The 19,926-nt window shown below is 67.7% G+C and carries 14 protein-coding genes; 7 read left to right on the top strand and 7 right to left on the bottom strand.

Annotation, left to right across the window (positions count from 1 at the left end):
• The first annotated feature begins 39 nt into the window (after window positions 1-39).
• The 5 genes from ACSQ3O_RS08520 to ACSQ3O_RS08500 all read left to right on the top strand — a co-directional run bounded on the left by ACSQ3O_RS08520 (window position 40) and on the right by ACSQ3O_RS08500 (window position 7,186).
• The gene (locus tag ACSQ3O_RS08520) at window positions 40-1,014 is read left to right on the top strand and encodes an NADPH:quinone oxidoreductase family protein (RefSeq protein ID WP_298448323.1); all 975 of its coding nucleotides are present in this window, start codon (window positions 40-42) and stop codon (window positions 1,012-1,014) included.
• Window positions 1,015-1,141: 127 nt separating this feature from the next.
• The gene (locus ACSQ3O_RS08515) at window positions 1,142-2,674 is read left to right on the top strand and encodes a diguanylate cyclase (RefSeq protein ID WP_436138526.1); all 1,533 of its coding nucleotides are present in this window, start codon (window positions 1,142-1,144) and stop codon (window positions 2,672-2,674) included.
• Window positions 2,675-2,821: 147 nt separating this feature from the next.
• Window positions 2,822-4,408 (top strand): alkaline phosphatase D family protein, encoded by a 1,587-nt coding sequence (locus ACSQ3O_RS08510; protein ID WP_436138525.1) that lies wholly within the window; start codon window positions 2,822-2,824, stop codon window positions 4,406-4,408.
• A 235-nt stretch (window positions 4,409-4,643) separates the two neighbouring features.
• Complete coding sequence (locus tag ACSQ3O_RS08505) at window positions 4,644-6,488, top strand: gamma-glutamyltransferase family protein (RefSeq protein ID WP_436138524.1); 1,845 nt, start codon at window positions 4,644-4,646, stop codon at window positions 6,486-6,488.
• A gap of 59 nt (window positions 6,489-6,547) precedes the next feature.
• The gene (locus ACSQ3O_RS08500; protein ID WP_436138523.1) at window positions 6,548-7,186 is read left to right on the top strand and encodes a hypothetical protein; all 639 of its coding nucleotides are present in this window, start codon (window positions 6,548-6,550) and stop codon (window positions 7,184-7,186) included.
• Between the two features lie 145 nt (window positions 7,187-7,331).
• On the opposite strand, the gene ACSQ3O_RS08495 is transcribed toward ACSQ3O_RS08500, so the two are convergent.
• The 4 genes from ACSQ3O_RS08495 to ACSQ3O_RS08480 all read right to left on the bottom strand — a co-directional run bounded on the left by ACSQ3O_RS08495 (window position 7,332) and on the right by ACSQ3O_RS08480 (window position 11,721).
• Window positions 7,332-9,305: a diguanylate cyclase domain-containing protein gene (locus tag ACSQ3O_RS08495; RefSeq protein ID WP_436138522.1), complete on the bottom strand. Its 1,974-nt coding sequence runs from the start codon at window positions 9,303-9,305 to the stop codon at window positions 7,332-7,334.
• Between the two features lie 62 nt (window positions 9,306-9,367).
• Window positions 9,368-10,123, bottom strand: a complete 756-nt coding sequence (locus ACSQ3O_RS08490; RefSeq protein WP_225782427.1) for a sulfite exporter TauE/SafE family protein — start codon at window positions 10,121-10,123, stop codon at window positions 9,368-9,370.
• Window positions 10,124-10,306: 183 nt separating this feature from the next.
• Complete coding sequence (locus ACSQ3O_RS08485; protein ID WP_436138521.1) at window positions 10,307-10,936, bottom strand: pyridoxamine 5'-phosphate oxidase family protein; 630 nt, start codon at window positions 10,934-10,936, stop codon at window positions 10,307-10,309.
• Window positions 10,937-11,154: 218 nt separating this feature from the next.
• Window positions 11,155-11,721 carry a carboxymuconolactone decarboxylase family protein gene (locus ACSQ3O_RS08480; RefSeq protein WP_015013394.1) on the bottom strand — a complete coding sequence of 189 codons (567 nt, stop codon included), beginning with the start codon at window positions 11,719-11,721 and terminating at the stop codon, window positions 11,155-11,157.
• Window positions 11,722-11,852: 131 nt separating this feature from the next.
• Here ACSQ3O_RS08480 and ACSQ3O_RS08475 point away from each other — a divergent pair, with 131 nt between their 5' ends.
• The gene (locus tag ACSQ3O_RS08475) at window positions 11,853-12,746 is read left to right on the top strand and encodes a cupin domain-containing protein (protein WP_436138520.1); all 894 of its coding nucleotides are present in this window, start codon (window positions 11,853-11,855) and stop codon (window positions 12,744-12,746) included.
• A gap of 267 nt (window positions 12,747-13,013) precedes the next feature.
• On the opposite strand, the gene ACSQ3O_RS08470 is transcribed toward ACSQ3O_RS08475, so the two are convergent.
• The 3 genes from ACSQ3O_RS08470 to ACSQ3O_RS08460 form a co-directional block, all read right to left on the bottom strand.
• Window positions 13,014-14,660, bottom strand: coding sequence for an acyl-CoA synthetase (locus ACSQ3O_RS08470; RefSeq protein ID WP_436138519.1), 1,647 nt, complete (start codon window positions 14,658-14,660; stop codon window positions 13,014-13,016).
• A gap of 104 nt (window positions 14,661-14,764) precedes the next feature.
• Window positions 14,765-16,432 carry a diguanylate cyclase domain-containing protein gene (locus ACSQ3O_RS08465; RefSeq protein ID WP_436138518.1) on the bottom strand — a complete coding sequence of 556 codons (1,668 nt, stop codon included), beginning with the start codon at window positions 16,430-16,432 and terminating at the stop codon, window positions 14,765-14,767.
• Between the two features lie 9 nt (window positions 16,433-16,441).
• On the bottom strand, window positions 16,442-17,527 hold the full coding sequence (locus tag ACSQ3O_RS08460; protein WP_436141095.1) for an ABC transporter substrate-binding protein: 1,086 nt from the start codon (window positions 17,525-17,527) through the stop codon (window positions 16,442-16,444).
• 68 nt (window positions 17,528-17,595) lie between these two features.
• Here ACSQ3O_RS08460 and dnaG point away from each other — a divergent pair, with 68 nt between their 5' ends.
• Window positions 17,596-19,668: a DNA primase gene (gene dnaG, locus ACSQ3O_RS08455; protein ID WP_436138517.1), complete on the top strand. Its 2,073-nt coding sequence runs from the start codon at window positions 17,596-17,598 to the stop codon at window positions 19,666-19,668.
• Window positions 19,669-19,926: the final 258 nt, after the last annotated feature.

Raw genomic sequence — 19,926 nt, 5'->3', positions numbered from 1 at the left:
GGCCTATCATGCGCCCGAACATTGACAGGAGACCATCCCATGCACGCTTGGCTTTGCACCAACCCCGTCGGCGTTGACGCCCTGACCTGGACCGAACTGCCCACCCCCACACCCAAGGCGGGCGAGGTGCTCATCGAGATCAAGGCCGCCAGCCTGAACTTTCCCGACCTGCTCATCGTGCAGAACAAGTACCAGATGAAGCCGCCACTGCCCTTTGTGCCGGGCTCGGAATACGCAGGCGTGGTGGCCGCCGTGGGCGACGGCGTCACGCACCTCAAGGTCGGCCAGAACGTGGCCTGCCTGTCGGGCACGGGCGGTTTTGGCACCCACACCATTGCACCCGCAGCCCTATGCATGCCGCTGCCAGATGGTTTTTCGCATGTCGATGCCGCCGCTTTCATCATGATCTACGCCACGTCGTACCACGCACTGGTGGACCGCGCGCAGCTCAAGGCGGGCGAGACGGTGCTGGTGCTCGGCGCCGCAGGTGGCGTGGGCACCTCGGCCATCCAGATCGCCAAAGCCATGGGCGCACGCGTGATTGCAGCCGCCTCCAGCGACGAAAAGTGCGCACTGTGCACCTCCATCGGGGCCGACGCCACCATCAACTACAGCAAGGACAACCTGCGCGACGCCATCAAGGCGCTCACGGACGGCAAGGGCCCGGACGTGATCTATGACCCCGTGGGCGGCGACTTTGCCGAGCCCGCCTTCCGCTCCATTGCCTGGCGCGGCCGCTATCTGGTGGTGGGGTTTGCGTCCGGCCCCATCCCTGCCCTGCCCTTCAACCTGGCGCTGCTCAAGGGCGCATCCATCGTGGGCGTGTTCTGGGGCGATTTTTCCAAGCGCGAGCCAAAAGCCAACGCGGCCATGATGGGCGAGTTGGCGCAGTGGTACGCCCAGGGCAAGATCAAGCCGGTGATCGACCGCACCATGCCCATGGCAGAACTGCCTGCCGCCTACGCCCACATGGGCTCGCGCGGCGTGATGGGCAAGCTCGTGATGGTGAACTGAGCCCTGCACCTCTTTCACGGCAGGCGGCGCCAGGGAGCGCATACAAGAGCATGCGCCCCTGCCCCAAAAAGCGGCTCCCTGTGTCACACTTGCGCACCCCCGTCCCTCCTGACACTGGTGCCCTCCCATGGCCGACCGCCTCCCCTCCGAGATCGCGCGCGAGACACTCAAACAACTGGCCGCACGCCGGTTGCAACCCACCCCCGACAACTACCTGGCGCTGTACGACGAGATTGCGGGCACCCGCAGTACGCAGCCCTTCCCCGAAGGGCCGCTGAGCGGCATCCAGCGGGTGCTGCCCGCTCAGACCCCGGCCCAAAAGCGCCTGCTCTCCCAGTTTGAGCGCGCCATCATCACCAAGGACTGGACCGCGCTGCAAAGCGTGATGGTGGGCTATGCCAACCTGGGCCTGCACCCTGCAGCCGCCACCCCCATCGAAACCGCCGATGCCCCCGCAGCCCTGGGCGAGCTGCCGCCCGAGCTGGCCGAGACGCTCGCACGCCTCATCGACAACACCCTGCCTGCGCTGGGCGAAGACGACGCCCGCGTGATCGAGATGGCCAAGCAGCTCGTCACCTTCCTGCGCGAGCCTTCGCCCCCCGTCGCCACGGCGCAGCTCATGCTGGGCAACTTCACCTACCGGCTGTCGTTTGCCACCGAAGACCAGGCCGCCATCCGCGCCAGCCTGCTGGAGCTGCTGCACATGATCTTCGAGAACATCGCGGTGCTCAGCGTGGATGACCGCTGGCTGCATGGCCAGGCCGAGGCGCTGATGACCGCCTCCACCCCGCCACTCACCTTGCGCCGCCTCGACGACGTGCAGCGCCGCCTCAAGGACGTGATCTTCAAGCAGACCGAGGCCAAGGCCCGGACGCTCGAAGCACAGGAGCAGATGAAGGACATGCTCGCCACCTTCATCGAACGGCTGGCCAAGATCACCGCATCCAGCACCAGCTACCAGGGCACCATGGAACGCTGTGCGGACCTGATTGGCAAAGCCAACACCCTGCAGGACATCGCCCCCGTGCTGCAAGAGGTGATGAGCGCTACCCGCGCCATGGCACTGGACAGCCGTGTGACCCACGACGAGCTGCAAGACCTGCGCGAGCGCACCGAAGCCAAGCGCGCCGAGGTGGCCAAGCTGCAGGAAGAACTCGACCGCGCCAGCGCCCAGGCGCGGCACGACCCGCTCACCGGCAGCCTCAACCGCAAGGGCCTGGACGAGGCCATGGAACGCGAGATAGCACGCGCCCGGCGCCTGGGCTCCACCCTGTGCCTGGCGCTGCTGGACGTGGATAACTTCAAGACCATCAACGACCGGCTCGGCCACGCGGGTGGCGATGCCGCGCTGGTGCATCTGGCCCAGGTCACACGCGAGGTCATGCGCCCGCAAGACCTGCTGGCACGCTACGGCGGCGAAGAATTTGTCATCGTGCTGCCCGACACCAACGTGGACAGCGGCGTGGCCGCCATGACGCGGCTGCAGCGCGAGCTGACCACCCGCTTCTTCCTGCAAGGCAGCGAAAAGGTGCTCATCACCTTCAGTGCGGGCGTGGCCCAGCTGAGCGACACCGAAACCAGCACCGACGCCATCGTGCGCGCCGACCAGGCCATGTACCTCGCCAAACGCTCGGGCAAGAACCGGGTGATGGCGGCGTAGTGACTCCCCCTGTGTCACCTTCGGCGCCTTCCCCCAAAAGGGGACGCCACCCGTGGCCTGGCAAAGCCAGCTCCACGGTGGCACTGGCCTGGGGCGTGACGGTATCGACGAGCGGCTGGCTCGGCATGCCGTTGGCGACCGCCTGAAATGCTCCCGATCTTGGACCGCCGCACCTTTTTGCAAAACGCCGCCTGCGCGGCCACGGCGGCCGTCTTGCCGCGCTGGGCCTGGAGCACCCCGCCCACACTGCAAAGCAACCCCTTCACGCTGGGCGTGGCCAGCGGCGACCCCACGCCCGATGGCGTGGTGCTCTGGACTCGCCTGGTGCTGACCCAGCCCGCACAGATGTTGGCCGCCCACACCGTGCGCTGGGAAGTGGCACACGACGCCCGTTTTGCGCAGATCGTGCAAAAAGGCGAAGCCCCTGCGCTGCCGCAGCTGGGGCACAGCGTGCATGTGGAGCTGCGTGGCCTGCAGCCTGGGCGTTGGTACCACTACCGCTTCATGCTGGGCGATGCCGTGAGCACCGTGGGCCGCACGCGCACTGCGCCTGCAGCAGGCGACCTGCCCGGCGCTCTGCGCATCGCCTTTGCCTCCTGCCAGCGGTGGGAACACGGCCACTACGCCGCGTGGCGCCACCTGGCGGCCGAGCAGCCAGACCTGGTGCTGTTCCTGGGCGACTACATCTACGAATACGCCACGCCCAAGAACACGGCCGACCTGGCCCGCACCCACAGCCTGCGCCTGGCCACCACGCTGGCCGACTACCGCGACCGCTATGCACTGCACAAAAGCGACCCGGCCCTGCAAGCCGCCCACGCCACCTGCCCCTGGTCCGTGACCTGGGACGACCATGAGGTGCAAAACGACTACGCCGCCAGCACAGGGCTGGCAGGCCGGGGCGATGCCATCAGCTTTCTGGCACAGCGCGATGCCGCCTGGCAGGCCTTTTACGAAAACATGCCCCTGCGTGCAGCCAGCCTGGCCCGGCCTGCGCCCGATACCGCATGGGATGCCCTGCAGATCTACCGCCGCCTGCGCTGGGGCCAGCTTGCACACATCCACCTGCTCGACAGCCGCCAATACCGCAGCTGGCAGGCCTGCCGCGCCCCCGAATCGCCCAGCGCAGGCGCCGTGCGCGGCAGCAGCTGTGCCGAACTGGCCGCCCCCACCCGCACCCTGCTGGGCACCGCGCAAGAGCAATGGCTGGACGCGGGCCTGGCCGCCGACGCCACCGCACAAGGCGCCACCCGCTGGAGCGTGATCGCGCAGCAGACCCTGTTCTCGCCCCGCCACTACCCCTCGGGCACCGTGACCACCGACAACTGGGACGGCTACCCCGCCGCCCGCGCGCGCCTGCTGCAATCGGTGGGCCGCCACGCCCCGCGCAACACCGTGCTGCTGGGCGGCGACATCCACCAGAACTACGTCTGCCGCGTGCATGCCGACGCCGACCGCCCCGACTCGCCCGTCATCGCCAGCGAGTTCTGCGGCACCTCCATCAGCTCCCGCTCGGGCACCACCCAAGACAAGGTGGACGCCGTGGTGCGCCACAACCCGCATGTGCTGCTGGCCCGCTGCGACCTGCGCGGCTACGGCCTGGCCGACATCACGCCCAGGCAGTGGACCACCACCCTGCGCGTGCTCGACGACCCAATGCAACCCGGGAGCGGCGTGCGCACCTTGGCCCGCTTTGTGGTGCAGGACGGCCACGCAGGGCCCGTGGCGGCGTAACCCGCAGGTGATGGCCACGCCCTGCTGGGGGCAATAGCTATGTTTTTCATAGCTACAAAGGCATACCCATCGCGCGCAAAGGCCTTAAAAACCTTTGAATCCGGAGGCTGTAGCGCAATGTAACACCGCGCCCCCAAGCTGCGCATCGCGCCGTACGATGGCCGCTTCTTGTGTCCTGCCTGCTCGTTCTTTCTCTTTAGCTTGTCACTTCTTGCCACCCAGGAGAAACCAGCCCATGCCCACCACCACGCCCTCCACCACTGCCGCTGCCCGCACATTCGCGCCACGGCTCCACCTTGTGGCCTACGGCGCACTCGCGGCCCTGCTGGTGGGCTGCGCCAGCAGCCCCACCCAGTTCGCCTACACCGTGCCCGCCCAGCCCGAAGGCGCGTCGGGCTACACCGAAAAACCCGGCTGGGCCACCGAGAAGTTCGCCGTGGCCGCCGCCAACCCGCTGGCCACCGATGCGGGCTACCAGATCCTCAAGGCCGGAGGCTCGGCGGTGGATGCCGCCATCGCCGTGCAGATGGTGCTGACGCTGGTGGAGCCCCAGTCCAGCGGCATCGGCGGCGGCGCCTTCCTGCTGCACAGCAACGGCAAGGTGGTCGAGGCGTTTGATGGCCGCGAAACCGCCCCCGCAGCGGCCAACGAAAAACTCTTCCTGGGCGCCGACGGCAAACCCGTGCCGTTCTACGACGGCGTGGTGGGTGGCCGCTCGGTCGGCGTGCCCGGCACCGTGCGCATGCTGGAGCTGGCGCACAAGCAGCACGGCAAGCTGCCCTGGGCCACGCTGTTCCAGCCCGCCATCACGCTGGCCGAAGGCGGCTTCAAGGTCAGCGCGCGGCTCCACACCCTGGTCAAGGCCGATGCCCACCTCAAGAAAGACCCGGTGGCCGCCGCCTACTTCTACAAGGCCGATGGCGACGCGCGCGACGTGGGCGTGAACCTGCGCAACCCCGAGCTGGCCGCCGTGCTGCGCAAGATCGCCGCCGAAGGCAGCAAGGCCCTGCACGAAGGCGAGATCGCCCAGGCCATCGTGGACAAGGTGCAAAAACACCCCACCAACCCCGGCAAGCTCAGCCTATCCGACCTGGCGGGCTACCAGCCCAAGAAGCGCGAGGCGCTTTGCCACGACTACCAGGTGGCCAGCAAGGACTACCGCGTGTGCGGCTTTCCACCCCCCAGCTCCGGGGCCATCGCCATCGGGCAGATCCTGGGCATCCTGAAAAACACCGACGCCGCTGCCAAGCCGCTGCAGGACGGCATCCCATCGGCCGACTGGCTGCACCTGTACACCGAAGCCGCCCGCCTGGCCTTTGCCGACCGCGCCCAGTACGTGGCCGACCCAGACTTTGTGCAGCCCCCTGCGGGCAGCTGGACCAGCCTGCTCGCGCCCGCCTACCTGGCCGAGCGCGCCAAGCTCATTGGCACGCAGAGCATGAAGGTCGCCCAGCCTGGCAACCCCGGCGCCGTCAAGACGGGCTTTGCGCCCATGCCTGACCAGCCCGAATACGGCACCAGCCACATCAGCATCGTCGATGCCTTTGGCAACGCCGTGGCCATGACCACCACCATCGAAGACCAGTTCGGCGCGCGGCAAATGGTGAAAGGCTTCCTGCTCAACAACGAACTCACCGACTTCAGCTTCGCCCCCGCCGACGCCCAGGGCCAGCCCATTGCCAACCGCGTACAGCCCGGCAAACGCCCGCGCTCGTCCATGGCCCCCACGCTGGTGTTCGACAAGGCCACGGGCGAGCTGCTGATGAGCGGCGGCAGCCCTGGCGGCGCGGCCATCATCCACTACACCGCCAAGACGCTGTATGGCGTCTTCAACTGGGGCCTGATGCCCCAACAGGCCATCAACCTGCCCAACTTCGGCTCCATGAACGGCCCCACGCTGCTGGAAGAAAAACGCTTCCCGCCCGCCACCGTCGAAGCCCTGCGCGCCCGGGGCGCCGAAGTGCGTGAGATGAACATGACCAGCGGCCTGCAAGCCATCACCCGCGGGCAGGCACATGGCAAGAAGCTATGGATGGGCGGGGCTGACCCACGGCGTGAGGGTGTGGTGATGGGCGACTGAGAGCCTGCACTGCAACGCTTGCCCGCTGGCCTGCACGCACGCCAGCGAAAATCCCCACCATGAACCTCTACCGATTCATCCCCGCACTATCGCTGACCATGCACCGGCACCTGTGGCGCAGCGTCCAGGGCGCAACCCTTGCCTGCGCCCTGGGCATGGCGCCCGCCCAGGCCCAGGTGCGTGCGACTGCGCCACCACCCGCGCAGTGGCCCGCTACGCTGGCCATGGCCGCGCCATCCCCATCGCACGCACCTGCCCCGCTACAACCGCTGCCTGCAGGCGTCGAGCTGGGCATGGGCGCGGACGCCTTGCGTGACGCCGTACCCGGCGCGGCCCGCGTGCCGCGCCCACAGCGCCTGGCTGGAGGGCTGGCGGGCCTCTGGCGGCTGGAGCCTGTGGTGATTGCCGGATTGTCCGGTGCGCAAACCTTCTTTTTCAGCGGGCGGGAGCTGCGGCGGGTCGAATTCGTCGCCGATGCCAGTGACCTGGCCGATGGCGGCGCAGCCGCATTCGGCGCCCTGCTCGCGTTTGGCCGCAGCACCTATGGGCCGGAGACTGCCGCCAACGACCCCAGCGGCAGCTATGCCGCGTGGACCCAAGGGGGCCTGGAGGTATACGCCCAGCGCGTGCCCGCACCGCGCGCCACGGTGCGGTGGGTGATCAAGCAGAGCGAGAGCAAGGACGCCAGCGAGCTGTGATGTGCGGCCGGGCCATCGCGCGCCCAGCTTTACGCGCCCAACGCGGTGATCTGAGTGAAAAGGCTGCTATCGCTCATGAATAAAGCGCTGATAGCTCCCAACTAAATAGAACCAGCATCAGCTGCAAAGCACCACCAGGCGCCTGTCAGCCCAACGGACCTGCAACACCCCCATCGGCCAGCGGGCTCAGTGCGGTATCGATGCTGAACCGGTTCTTGCCCGCCTGCTTGGCCGCGTACATCGCTGCGTCGGCCCGGGCGAGCAGCGCATCGGCATCGGCGCCATGGCGCGGGTAAAGCGCCGCGCCCACACTGGCCGAGATGTGGGCAACAGCCCCCTCCAGCACAAAAGGCTGCTCCATCGCCAACAGCACCTTGCCGGCCACGACCTCGCAGTGGTCTGCCCGCTCGATGGTGGCCAGCACGATGCCGAACTCGTCCCCGCCCAGGCGCGCCACGGTGTCTTCGGCGCGCACACAGTCTTCCAGCCGCCGGGCGACCTGCTGCAGCAACAGGTCGCCCGCTGCATGGCCCCACTGGTCGTTGACGGACTTGAACCCGTCCAGGTCCACATAAAGCACGGCGGCATGGCGCCCGTAGCGGCGGGCCGATTCGAGCACGCGCTCAAAGCGGTCGTGGAACATCACGCGGTTGGGCAGGCCGGTGAGCGCGTCGTGCAGCGCATCGTGCGACAGGCGCATCTCCAACTCCTTGCGTGCGCTGATGTCCTGCGTCACCACCACCAGAAAGTCGGGCTGGCCCTCGGAGTCCTTGACCACGCCCAGCGCCTCGTACACCCACAGCAGGCCACCGTCCTTGCGCCGGTAGGCTTTTTCGATCTCGGGGGAGAACACGGGCGAGTGCGCCACCAGCCGCCGCGCCAGAAAGCGGCGCAGGGCTTCGCGCTCGCCCTCGTCGCTCAGTGCAAACAGGTCGCGCTGGCGCAGCTCCTCCAGCGAATAGCCCAGCATGCGGCAGAACTTGTCGTTGGCGCGCAGGATGTGGCCTTCGGGCGTGATGTGGGCGATGCCGGTGGCCGCCTGGTGGAAAGTGGCGCGGAACAGGCCCTCGCTGGACGCGAGTGCATCGGCCACAGCCCGCTGGCGCGCCAGCACTCCGATGAGCAGTGCGCCAAAACACAGCAGCGCCACGCTGGCAGCCGCAGCCAGAACCAGGTAGTCAACGCGCCGCTGCATCACCGGCGCCAGCACCTCGTCGGAGGCCGAACCCACCGTCACCATCAGCGGGTAGCCCGCCATGCTGCGGTAGCTGAGGATGCGCGGCACACCGTCCACCGCGCCGGTGTCATCGATCAGTTCGCCTTCGGGGTCCTGCGTGCGGTGCTGAAACCAGGGCAGGCCCCGCGCATCGGCGCCAAAGCTGGTTTGCCCCCCCGCCTTGCGGCCACGCACCACGCCGTCCAGCCCCGCCAGCTCCAACAGCCCCTGCGCGCCCAGGTCGGCCTGGCGGTAAAAGTCGGTGAAATTCGTCGGGTCCACCGACATCACCACCACGCCGCCAAAGCGGCCCCCCTCGCTCACGATGCGCAGCGCCATCGGTATGCGCCACTGCCCCGACACACGGCCCAGCACGGGCTCGCTCACAAACAAGTCATCGCGATCACTGGCCTGCAGCGCCTTGAAAAAAGCGCGGTCGCTGTAGTTGACGGCGCCTGTCTCCTGGCTGCTGCTGACGATGTCGCCCTGCTCGTTGACCACGCTGATGATGGTGAACATGGGCTCGCGGATCACCCCCCTCTCCACCCAGTCGCGCAGGTCGATGTCGGTGCCCTGCTGCAGGTACTGCTCGCGCACAAAGGCGGCCACCTGCTCGGCCGCCTTGAGGGTGCGGAACACCTGCTGCTCGAAGGCGATGGCCAGGTTGGCGTTGGACTGCATGGCGGAGGCCACCGCCTGCTCACGCTCGAACGCCACGCGCTGCAGCGTGACCAGCCAGAAGCCCGCCACGGCAACGATGCAGCCCAGCGCGATCGCCAGGCTCAGCGGCGTGGCGAGGCGATAGCGGCGACGCGGCGCCCCGGCCTCAAGACGGTCGTTCGCGTCCGGTGGCCGCGTGGTGTCATCTTTTTGCTCCATGCCCCTCGAAATGTAGCGGGGCATGGGCGCCAGGTCGATGAAAGGATGGCCACCGACGGGCGCGCCTGCAAATTCAGCGGGATAACCTAGCCCAGCCGCGCCAGCACCTTGGGCAGGCTGGCCACGAGCATTGCCACTCCCGACAGGGTCAACATGCCCAGCACGATCTGCCGGAACCGCGCATCGCTGATGCCGTGGTACAGACGCGCACCCAGCAGCACAGGCACCAGCATGGCGGGTACCACGATGGCCAGCAGCGGCAGCGCCTCGCGGGTGACGAGGCCGGTGGCCAGGTAGGTGATGAAGGTCACCAGCAGCATGGCCAGGTTGAAGTTCTGGATGATGGCGCGCTGCACGTCCTTGTCCAGCCCGCGCAAGGTGCACCACAGCGTGGGCAGCACGCCGGTGAAGCCGCCCAGCCCGCCCATCACGCCGCCCGCCATGCCCACCAGCGCGTCGGCCACGCGGCCGCCACGGGTGATGCGGGGCAGATTCTTGGCCATCAGCATCGCCGGGCACCACAGCACCAGCAGCGTGCCCAGGATGACCTTGAACGCGTCCATGTCCAGCCGGGGCAACACAGCCACCCCGATGGGGATGCCCACCAGGCCGCCCAGCACAAAGGGCAGCAGGCGCACCCGGTCAAAACCCCGGCGCACCGTGGCCGCCGCCACCAGCTGGCCGGTGAGCGCGCCGCACACGGCCAGCAGCGCGGCCAGGCGGGGCTCCAGCGTCCAGGCCCAGAACGACATGGCCACCATGCCAAAGCCGAAGCCCGACAGGCCCTGCACAAACCCGGCGGCCACTGCGCCCAGGGCCACGATCAACAGCACGGAATCCATGTCTCCCCCTCACTTGGTGTGAACGTGCGCGGGGGCTGGCTTCAAGCCCCACGGAGCCCCACGCTCCTTAAGCATCTGCGTGTTCGGCCGGAGAGCCCATGAAGCGCAAGCCCTGCGCACCCAGCCGCCATTGTGTGCGCTGGCGGCGGGGGCAGCGCTGTGGCGGCGGATCGCAGGGCCCGTTCAATACAGCGTGGCCTGCTGGCGCGCTGGCAGCTCGCGGTCGTAGGTCACACCGTCAAACTCGCCCTGCGTGATGGACGCCAGAATGGCGCCCGGAGTGGGCACGGGGCGCGCGGTGCCGGGTGGCACGGCGTCCCACAGGCGCGAGCGCTGGATGGCGCGCGCGCACTGGAAGTACACCGCCTGCACATCGACCACGATCACACACTTTGGCGGCTGGCCGTTGACCACGAAACGCGCCAGCAGGTCGGGCGCGACGCTGATGCGCGCGTGGCCGTTGACGCGCAGCGTCTCGCCCACGCCGGGGATGAGGAACAGCAGCGCCACGCGCGGGTCGGCCACGATGTTGCGCAGGCTGTCGGCGCGGTTGTTGCCACGGCGCTCGGGCAGCAGCAGGGTTTTGTCGTCCAGCAATTGCACAAAGCCGGCCGGGTCGCCACGCGGCGAGGCGTCCAGCCCGCCGGGGCCGGTGGTGGCCAGCACGGCAAAGGGCGATGCCGCGATCATGGCGCGGTAGGCAGGGTGCACATACGGCAGCTCTTTGTGGACGGAGGCATCGCTCAGCGGGCCCAGCAGGGCCTCCAGGCGTGGCAGGGTGTCGATGGCGTGCGCGTCGCGGGCGGGGGTCATGGGGGCGGCTTCCTTTGGGTGGGTGGCAAGGGAGCAGCCATGGTGCAGCAGGCCTGCCGGGCTGACAAACGACTTTGCAGCCGGTGATGCATGCAGAAAACGCACGCATGGGCATCGTCGCCATGGATGCGCCCCAAGCCCTGCCCCAGAGCCCGCGACGGCATCCGTTGGGGCGGTGCGCACCCAGCCCACCGGCCAGACACGCACCGCCCCATCGTTCAGCGCGCCGGGCGCAGCTTGACGCCCGGGAAGTCCACCGGCACGCCCAACGCCACATTCACGTAGTTCGTGAACAGGTTGAGCGCCACGTGGGCCACGATCTCGACGATCTGCTCGTCGTTCACGCCCTGGTCGCGCAAGGCCTGCACATCGGCCGCATCGACCTGGCCGCGTTCGTTGACCAGTTGCAGCACAAAGCGCAGCACGGCCGCGGTGCGCGGGTCGGCCGATTCGCCCGCTTGCGCGGCGGCCAGGGCCTCGCCACTCACGCCTGCCTTGCGGCCGAGGGCCGTGTGGGCGGCCAGGCAGTAGTCGCAGGCATTGCGGTTGGCCACGGCCACAGCGATCTGCTCACCCAGGGCGGCGCCAATCACGCCGCCGCCCAGCGCACCAAACGCGCCCCACATGCTTTGCAGCGCAGCGGGCGAATTGGCCACGGCGCGGAACATGTTGGGTGTGGCACCAAAGGCTCCGTGGACCTGGTCGAGCACGGCGCGCACAGTGCCGGTGGCGGCAGTGCGATCGACGAGGGGGACGCGGGCGACGGAGGAAGAAGTAGCGGACATGGTGTGTTCCTTGAAGGTCATGAAGGGTGGTTGAGAACTTGTGCCTGCTCTCGGCACCCCTGCAGTGTCCGGCGCCAGTGCGTACCATTTGGCACATAAAATCCACAATTCATACCCAATCATCCAAAACCATGCCACCAAGCATTCCCACACCCGCGCAGGCCTCCACCCCGCTCGACCGGTTGTCGCCACTGCTGGAGCGGTTTCGGGTGCGGGCGCACCTGTTCCACAACGGGCCGCTGTGTGGCGTGACGCACTTTGCGGCTGCGCCCGGCCGGGGCTTTTTGCATGTGTTGCGCCGGGGCGAGATGGTGGTCACGCACCAACCCCAGGCGGGCCCACCCGAGCGGCTTCAGGTGTGCGAGCCCAGCCTGCTGTTCTATGCCCGGCCGCTGGAGCACTTCTTTCACAACGCGCCCACCGAGGGCTCGGACTTCACCTGCGCGGCGCTGGACTTTGACGGCGGCGCCAGCCACCCGCTGGCCCGCGCCCTGCCCCCGCTGGTGGTGCTGCCGCTGGGCGCGGTGGACGGGCTGCAGCAGTCGCTGGACCTGCTGTTTGCCGAAACCGACCGCCTGCGCTGCGGCCACCGCGTGCTGGCCGACCGCTTGTTTGAAGTGGTGCTGCTACAGCTGCTGCGTTGGCTGCTGGACCACCCGCAGCAGGCGCAGATGCCACCGGGCCTGCTCACCGGCCTGGCCGACCCGGCCCTGGCGCGCACCCTGACGGCGCTGCACGCAGCCCCCGGTGAGGCGTGGAGCCTGGAACAGATGGCGCAGCAGGCAGGCCTGTCGCGCAGCGCATTTGCTGCGCGCTTCAAGACCGTGGTGGGCGAGACACCGGCGGACTACCTGGTGCACTGGCGGCTGACGCTGGCGCAGGCGCACCTGCGCAGCGGCCGGTCGCTGAAGTCGATTGCCAACGAGCTGGGTTATGCCAACCCGTCGGCGCTGTCACGGGTGTTTGCGCAAAAGCTGGGGTTGTCGGTGAGGGCGTGGCTGGATGCTGTGAACGCGGAGTCTTGAGGCGCTTGGCTGACAGGGGGTTTTGACTCCCTCTCCCCTTGCGGGAGAGGGTCGGGGAGAGGGAGCAACAGCCGGGCGCAGAGGGGAAATTGATAACGTTGGGCGCGTTGTCAAAACCGCACCACCCAAGACACCTATTTATTCAATAAAAAAGGCCTTCTCCGCGCGACCATCGAGCATTTATAGCTATTAAACATATAGCAATCAACTCAATAAGACGCAAGCCGGGTGCGCGTCGGCATGCGGCACCCGCCCCGCCTGCGCCGTTCACACATCAATCGCCGCTGCCGACCCGGCCTGCTTGCGCAGCTCGAACTTCTGGATCTTGCCGGTGCTGGTTTTGGGCAGCTCGCCAAACACCACGGCGCGCGGCACCTTGAAGCCCGCCAGGTGCTTCTTGCAGTGCGCCACGATGTCTTCGGGCGTGGTCTGCGCGCCAGCCTTCAGCTCCACAAAGGCGCAGGGTGTCTCGCCCCACTTGGGGTCGGGCCTGGCCACCACGGCGGCGGCCAGCACGTCGGGGTGGCGGTAGAGCACGTCTTCGACCTCGATGGACGAGATGTTCTCGCCACCCGAGATGATGATGTCCTTGCTGCGGTCCTTGATCTTGATGTAGCCGTCGGGGTACTGCACGGCCAGGTCGCCGCTGTGGAACCAGCCGCCCGCAAACGCCTCGTCGGTGGCCTTGGGGTTCTTGAGGTAGCCCTTCATGGCGATGTTGCCCTTGAACATGATCTCGCCCATGGTTTCGCCGTCTTGCGGCACGGGTTGCATCGTCTCTGGGTCGAGCACGCGCACGTCGCGCTCCAGGTGGTAGCGCACGCCCTGGCGGGCGTTGAGGCGCGCGCGCTCACCGATGTCGAGCGCATCCCAGGCCTCGTGTTTGGCGCACACGGTGGCGGGGCCGTACACCTCGGTGAGGCCGTACACATGGGTCAGGTCGAACCCCATCTTTTCCATGCCCTCGATCATCGAGGCCGGTGGCGCCGCGCCCGCCACCATGGCCTTGACGCCTGCGGGCACACCCGCCTTCATGGCATCGGGCGCATTCACCAGCAGCCCGTGCACGATGGGCGCGCCGCAGTAGTGCGTGACGCCGTGATTGCGGATGGCGTCGAAGATGGCCTGCGCGTCCACCCGGCGCAGGCACACGTTGACACCCGCACGCGCTGCGATGGTCCACGGAAAGCACCAGCCATTGCAGTGGAACATCGGCAAGGTCCACAGGTACACCACGTGCTTGGGCATGTCCCACTCCAGCACATTGCTGATGGCGTTGGTGGCGGCGCCCCGGTGGTGGTAGACCACGCCCTTGGGGTTGCCGGTGGTGCCGGATGTGTAGTTGAGCGCAATCGCATCCCACTCGTCGGCGGGCAGGCTCCAGGCAAAGGCCGCATCGCCGCTGGCCACAAAGGCGTCGTAGTCGGTGCCGCCCAGGCTTTGCACGGCGGGGCCGTAGAGGGCGTCCTGCACCTCGATCACGCGCAGGGGCGTGGTGGCGGTGCGCAGGGCCAGTGCCTTGGCCATGGTGCCGCTGAACTCCGGGTCCACGATCACGGCCTTGGCCTCGCCATGGTCGAGCATGAAGGCGATGGCCTCGGGGTCGAGCCGGGTGTTGAGGGTGTTGAGCACGGCACCTGCCATGGGCACGCCAAAGTGCGCCTCCACCATCGGGGGCGTGTTGGGCAACATCACGGCCACGGTGTCGTTCTTGCCGATGCCCACCTGGGTCAGCGCGCTGGCCAGCTGGCGGCAGCGCGCGTAGGTCTGGGCCCAGGTCTGGCGCAGCGCGCCGTGCACGATGGCCAGGCGGTCGGGGTAGACCTCGGCCGTGCGTTCGATGAACGACAGGGGCGACAGGGCGGCAAAGTTGGCTTCGTTGCGGGGCAGGTGCTGGTCAAAGATGGAGGTCATGGGTGGGTGCAAGAAGGTGAACCTGAAGTGAACGTTATGGAGCCTAGCGCCGCAGGCTGACACGAAGGCAACACGGTGTGCAAACCCAGCGCCAGGGCGCCAACTCACAGCCTTCGGCGGTGGCCTTGCTTGACACGGTACATGGCCGCGTCGGCGCTGGCCAGCAGCGTGTGCGCATCCTGGGCGTCGCGCGGGAATAGGCTCACACCGATGCTGGCGCGCACCGGGAAGGGCTGGCCCTCGATGTCGAGCGGCGGCGCAAAGGCCTGCTCCAGCTTGGCAACGATCTGCAGCGCGGCTTCTTCGGAGTCCACGTTTTCACAGAGCACGGTGAACTCGTCGCCCGCCAGCCGGGCCACGGTGTCGGCCTGCCGCACGGCACCCAGGATGACGCGGGCCACGGCCTGCAGCACCAGGTCGCCCACGGCGTGGCCACGGGTGTCGTTGATAGCCTTGAAGTCGTCCAGGTCCACAAACAGCAGGGCGCAGTCGCGGCCGCTGCGGCGCGAGAGTTCGAGCGCCTGCGCCAGGCGCTGCTCGAACATGCGGCGGTTGGGCAAACCGGTGAGTGCGTCGTGGTGCGCCAGGTGGGCCATGGCGTCGCGGCTGGCGTTCAACTCGGTGATCTGGCGGCTGATCTGCTGCTCCATGTCATGGAAGCTGCGGGCCAGGTCGCCCACCTCGTCCTTGCGGTGCACGGGCAGCGCCCCATGCGTCTGCCCCCGCGAGAACGCCTGCGCGGCCGCCACCATGGCCTGCAGGGGCTGCGTGACCACACGCGACACGCCTGCCGCCAGCGCCACGCCCACCAGGCTGAGCACCAGCAGGATCTTGAGGATGCTGCGGCCCAGGTCCAGCACCTCGCCCTGCACGGCGGCCAGGGGCTGCGACAGGCCCACCACCATGAAGCGCCCTTCTTCCTCGCCACCAAAGGGCATGCGCACGAAAGAGAACACGCGTGCCTCGTCCTCGGTGGTGGCGGGCCGACTGAGCACGGCCTCCTGGGCGCGCCCCTCGACCAGTGCCGCCACTGGAGCAAAAGCCTCCTGGATCAGGATGCGCTGGCCCCGGTCAAAGCCAAAGGTCTGGGTGGCATCCGGGTGTACCAGGAAGTCACCCCAGCGGTTGCTGAGGTAAAAACCATAGGGCGTGGGCAGCGCGGCGTCGAAGTTGCGCAAGAACGGCTCGGCCGCCACGCGCACCACCACCACCCCCTGCACCTGGCCGCCCTGCACCACGGGCGACGCCATGTTGAACACCGGCACCGCGTCCTCCCCCGGGGAGCCCTCGTGGTTGATGCCGAACTCGGACACGTAAACCTCTCCCGCCGACAGCGCCAGGGCTTCAAACACAAACGGGAAATGCGCCTTCTCCTGCAGCGCGTCATCGGCAATCCGCACCGGTACCCCGCCCTGGCGGTCGATGCGCACCAGCTCCAGGCCATAGTCCTGCGCGCTGATGAAGCGGATTTGCAGGTAGCTGGGGTGCGCGGCCAGGCTGGCGCGGAAGATCTCGGCCAGGCGGGCGTGGTCTGGCTCCTGGGCCACCACGCTAGCCAGGAAGGAGGTGTCGCGCGCCACCGTGCCAAACCCGGCCTGCATGTGGCGCGCCAGCACCTGCGTGGTGGCCATCAGCGCGCGTTCGGCCCGCCCCTGCAGGCGGTCGCGGCTCGAATCAAAGGTGTAGTAGCCCGCCAGGATGGCCGCGAACACGCTGAACGAGGCCAGCAACACGCCCAGGCGCAGTGCAATGCCCCATTTCATGCGCGGCATGCCCATGTGTCAGAACCTCGCGGGGCGGTCGCCCGCCACGATGCGCTGCCACAGTTGCGCGCGCCGGGTTTCGTCCTCCACCGGCTCCAGCCAGACGATGGGGCCCATGGGCACGTCTCCCGAAAGCGCGGAGGGCTCCTCCAGGGTGTTGGCCAGACCCTGGCGCCGAGTGAATTCTCGGCTCAGCGCCGGGTCGAGCATGTAGTTGATCCACTCTGCGGCCAGGGCCACCTGGGTAGAGCGGCGGGTGATGGCCCAGCAGTCGAGCCAGGCCAGCGCGCCTTCCTTGGGCACCACATAGCCCACATCCAGCCCTGCATCGCGCAGTTGCTTGAGCTGCTGCTGGCCGTAGTTGGCATGCATCACAGCCACCTTGTGTTTGCGGAACAGCTCCACGGACTCCTCGGGCAGGCTGTAGAACGAGCGCACGTTGCGGCGCAGGGCCACAAGGTCCCTGGCCAGCGGGCTGAACCGCTCGGGATCGATGCGAAACGGCGCCAGCCCCCGGTACATGGCGGCCAGCGAAAACCCGTGGCTGCTGCCATCAAACGCCAGCACCTTGCCCTGCCAGCGCGGGTCCCACAGCACGGCAATCGAGTCCGGGGGCGTGCTGAACTGCTGGCGGTCGTAGACCAGCCCCATCTCGGAATAGGTGAAGGGCATGGCATACACCTCGCCCCCTGCCGTGATGCCTGCGATGGACTGCAGCTGCCGAAAGCGCGGCAACTGGCGTGCCGCGTTCGGAATGTTGCTTACAGGCAACGGTGCCAGCATCTTCTGGGCCACCAAACGCGCGATTTCGGCGGTGTTGGCGGCCACCAGGTCAAAGCCGGAGCCACCCGGGCTGGCCAGCTTGGCGCGCAGGGTGTCGTCAGAGGCCACGGTGGTGATCTCGACCTTGACCCCGTGGCGCTTCTCGAACACGGCCACCAGGTCGGGGTCGGCATAGCCCGGCCACGCCAGCACGCGCAGAACGGTGGCGGCTTGCGCCGTGGCAGGCAAAAAAGCCCCCAGGCCCACGGCCAGCAGCGCTGCCGCCACACTGCGGCGCCGCGTCTGCTGCGCCCCAATGACCGCTGCCTGCTGCCACGCCATGCCTGCCATGCCGAAAGCCCCGTTTTGTAATAACTGGTAACAAACAGTTTACGCGGACAATACACCGCGTGACGATCCCTCAGTCTTTCATTCAGGAACTGCTTGCCCGTGTCGATGTGGTGGACATCGTGGGCCGCTACGTTCAGCTGAAGAAGGGTGGGGCCAATTTCATGGGACTGTGCCCTTTTCACGGGGAAAAGTCGCCATCTTTCAGCGTCAGTCCTGCCAAACAGTTCTATCACTGCTTTGGCTGCGGCAAAAATGGCAATGCCATCAGCTTCTTGATGGACCACGCGGGCATGGGTTTTGTCGAGGCCGTGCAGGACCTGGCCCAGGGCGTGGGCCTGCAGGTGCCCGATGACGACATCTCTCCCCAGGAGCGCGAACGCGCCGCCGCAGCCCGCCAGAAACAGGCCACGCTGAGCGATGTGCTCGAAAAAGCCGCCGATGCCTACCGCCGCCACCTGCGCGAGTCGCAGCGGGCGATTGGCTACTTCAAGGGTCGGGGCGTATCGGGCGCGGTGGCCAAGCGCTACGGCCTGGGCTACGCGCCCGAGGGCTGGCGCAGCCTGGCCAGTGTCTTCCCACGCTACGACGACCCGCTGCTCGAAGAAAGCGGCCTGGTCATCGTGGGCGAAGAAGGGCAGGACAAGCGCTACGACCGGTTCCGCGACCGGGTGATGTTCCCCATCCGCAACGTCAAGGGCGAGTGCATCGGCTTTGGCGGCCGGGTGCTGGGCGACGACAAACCCAAGTACCTCAACTCACCCGAAACGCCGGTGTTCCACAAGGGGCGCGAGCTGTATGGCCTGTTCGAGGCCCGCACCGCCATCCGCGAGCACGGCTACGCCCTGGTCACCGAAGGCTACATGGACGTGGTGGCACTGGCGCAGCTCGGGTTCCCGAACGCCGTGGCCACACTGGGCACGGCCTGTACGCCCGAGCATGTGCACAAGCTGCTGCGTTTTACGGATGCGGTGGTGTTCAGCTTTGACGGCGACAACGCGGGCCGCCGCGCTGCCCGCAAGGCGCTGGACGGGGCCCTGCCCCACGCCACCGACACGCGCAGCATCAAGTTTCTGTTCTTGCCCGCAGAGCACGACCCGGACAGCTTCATCCGTGCCAACGGTACGGACGCATTTGCCCAGCATGTGGGCAACGCCGTGCCACTCAGCCGCTTTCTGATCGAATCGGCCAGCGATGGCTGCGACCTGGCCACTGCAGAGGGCCGTGCCCACATGGCGAGCAACGCCCGCCCGCTGTGGACGGCCCTGCCCGATGGCGTGCTCAAGCGCCAGCTGCTGGGCGAGCTGGCCGAACTCACGCAGCTCAACGCGCGCGACCTGTCGGAACTGTGGAACTCCGGCAGTGGCCGCGAACCCGCGCGCACTGCGGCCCCCGCGCCACGCACCCAGGCGCCGCCGAAGGCATCCAACCCCTATGCCGACGAGCCCCCATGGGGCGAAACACCGCCCCCCGACCTGGACGGCTGGCAGCCTCACCACGAGCCCGAGTACGTGGGTGGCGGGGGCGGCGCATCTGGCGGCCACGAGCCCCCGGGCGCTGGAGGTTATGGCGGCGGCAAGCCCCCCTTCCGCAAGAACAGTGGCGGTGGCGGCTGGAAAAAGGACAGCAAAGGCAAGTGGAGCAAGCGGGACAACGATGCCCCCTGGCCGCCCCAGCCGCGCCTGCCCCGCACGCCTGCCATGGGCCGGGCCGACCACGCTGCGCGGCTGCTGCTGTCGCACATGGCGTTTCTGGAAGAACTGACCCACGACGACCACACGGCCTTGTGTGCCCAGCCCTCGCCCCACGGTCCGCTGTTCACCTGGCTGGAGGCGCAGTTTCACGAACATGGCCCCCTGGCCTGGGCGGTGCTGCGCGAGAGCCTGCGTGACCACGAATGCGAAGACCTGGCGGTGAAGGTGATGACCGGCGCCCATGCCCAGACAGAGGGCGAGTTGGCCGAACTCCGGCTGGAGCTCCGCGACCTGCTGAACCGCATGCTCATCGAAGACATCGCCGAGCAGCAAAAGCTGCTGATGCTGCAAGCCGCCCAGGACCCCACGGCCCTGGAGCGCTACCGCGCCCTGGAGCAAAAACGCAAGATCTTGTTGGGCCTCCACCAGCCAAAGGCTTGAAAATTTCGCCACATGGCATAATGTAGGGTTAGGCAAGAGCGACAGCAGCACCTCCGAGCCGGGCCACCGTGACAAACGCGCACCTATGCGCTGATGGGCCCACTTATCGCAAGGACTGCACACCAAATGATCGCCCAGACATCTTGCCGCTGAGGGCCTCCCCTCGAAGTGCGAAGACCGTTCAGCTTCGCACCGCCACCCGCGCCGGGATCTGTGGCGCTTGCGATTTCTTTGTGTGTCCGTTTTTGATTCTGAGGT

Source organism: Acidovorax sp. LjRoot74 (genome assembly GCF_964254355.1).
In the GTDB taxonomy this organism is placed as follows: domain Bacteria; phylum Pseudomonadota; class Gammaproteobacteria; order Burkholderiales; family Burkholderiaceae_C; genus Acidovorax.
This window is presented reverse-complemented; position numbering and strand designations above follow the sequence as displayed.

What these genes read in the sequence shown, in the direction of transcription:
- ACSQ3O_RS08520 (WP_298448323.1), top strand. Translation starts at nt 40, where the DNA reads ATGCACGCTTGGCTTTGCACCAACCCCGTCGGCGTTGACGCCCTGACC.
- ACSQ3O_RS08515 (WP_436138526.1), top strand. Translation starts at nt 1,142, where the DNA reads ATGGCCGACCGCCTCCCCTCCGAGATCGCGCGCGAGACACTCAAACAA.
- ACSQ3O_RS08510 (WP_436138525.1), top strand. Translation starts at nt 2,822, where the DNA reads ATGCTCCCGATCTTGGACCGCCGCACCTTTTTGCAAAACGCCGCCTGC.
- ACSQ3O_RS08505 (WP_436138524.1), top strand. Translation starts at nt 4,644, where the DNA reads ATGCCCACCACCACGCCCTCCACCACTGCCGCTGCCCGCACATTCGCG.
- ACSQ3O_RS08500 (WP_436138523.1), top strand. Translation starts at nt 6,548, where the DNA reads ATGAACCTCTACCGATTCATCCCCGCACTATCGCTGACCATGCACCGG.
- ACSQ3O_RS08495 (WP_436138522.1), bottom strand. Translation starts at nt 9,305, where the DNA reads ATGCCCCGCTACATTTCGAGGGGCATGGAGCAAAAAGATGACACCACG.
- ACSQ3O_RS08490 (WP_225782427.1), bottom strand. Translation starts at nt 10,123, where the DNA reads ATGGATTCCGTGCTGTTGATCGTGGCCCTGGGCGCAGTGGCCGCCGGG.
- ACSQ3O_RS08485 (WP_436138521.1), bottom strand. Translation starts at nt 10,936, where the DNA reads ATGACCCCCGCCCGCGACGCGCACGCCATCGACACCCTGCCACGCCTG.
- ACSQ3O_RS08480 (WP_015013394.1), bottom strand. Translation starts at nt 11,721, where the DNA reads ATGTCCGCTACTTCTTCCTCCGTCGCCCGCGTCCCCCTCGTCGATCGC.
- ACSQ3O_RS08475 (WP_436138520.1), top strand. Translation starts at nt 11,853, where the DNA reads ATGCCACCAAGCATTCCCACACCCGCGCAGGCCTCCACCCCGCTCGAC.
- ACSQ3O_RS08470 (WP_436138519.1), bottom strand. Translation starts at nt 14,660, where the DNA reads ATGACCTCCATCTTTGACCAGCACCTGCCCCGCAACGAAGCCAACTTT.
- ACSQ3O_RS08465 (WP_436138518.1), bottom strand. Translation starts at nt 16,432, where the DNA reads ATGCCGCGCATGAAATGGGGCATTGCACTGCGCCTGGGCGTGTTGCTG.
- ACSQ3O_RS08460 (WP_436141095.1), bottom strand. Translation starts at nt 17,527, where the DNA reads ATGGCGTGGCAGCAGGCAGCGGTCATTGGGGCGCAGCAGACGCGGCGC.